This window comes from Gemmata algarum, assembly GCF_034097035.1.
Lineage (GTDB): Bacteria > Planctomycetota > Planctomycetia > Gemmatales > Gemmataceae > Gemmata > Gemmata algarum.
Map to the genome: position 1 here is coordinate 1 of NZ_JAXBLV010000118.1, position 709 is coordinate 709.

Annotated in this window: 1 protein-coding gene; it reads right to left on the reverse strand. The window is 63.8% G+C overall.

Annotated elements, in window-relative coordinates; genetic code table 11:
- The coding region (locus R5W23_RS10960) for an IS630 family transposase (protein WP_320686356.1) at window positions 1-593 on the reverse strand (593 nt) is incomplete at its 3' end.
- Window positions 594-709 lie beyond the last annotated feature (116 nt).

Consider the following 709-nt stretch of genomic DNA (forward strand, 5'->3'; position numbering starts at 1 on the left):
TAGTCTCTTTTTAAGTTCAGTGTAGCGGTATTGATTCCGTATCCGCAGTGCCGGATGTACCGTCGGCACTCGTCGGGTGTGAACGCATCCACCGCTTTTCCCAAGAAGTCCCATAGGCCGTCGATGGTTCGCTTCCCGGCGGCTCGGAGCAACCCCTTGAGTTTGGAGAACGCCAACTCGATGGGGTTCAGGTCGGGGCTGTACGGCGGTAGGAGCAGCACTTGGCCGCCCGCGGCCTCAATCGCCTGCTTGGCCGCGACCCGCTTGTGGCCGATCAGGTTGTCCATCACCACCACATCACCGGGCCGGAGCGTGGTCACCAAGATCTGCTTCACGTAGGCCACGAACAGGTCCCCGGTCATGGCCCCATCGATCACCATCGGGGCCGTCAGCCCATCGGCCCGTAGGGCCGCCACAAACGTCGTCGTTTTCCAGTGCCCGTGCGGAACCGGGCACACCAGCCGCTCCCCTCTGGGGCTCCGGCCATAACGCCGGGTCATGTTCGTGCTGGCCCACGTCTCGTCGATGAACACCACCTTGTCCGGGTCCAATGCCGGTTGGGTGGCCTTCCAATCGGCCCGCTTCTGCTTCACGTCCGGACGGTCCTGCTCGGACGCCCGCGGGACTTTTTTTTCACCGTCAGGCCGAGCTTGGCGACGGCTCGCCACAGGGTCCCGAGGGCGACCGCAACGCCCAACTTCACCTTGAC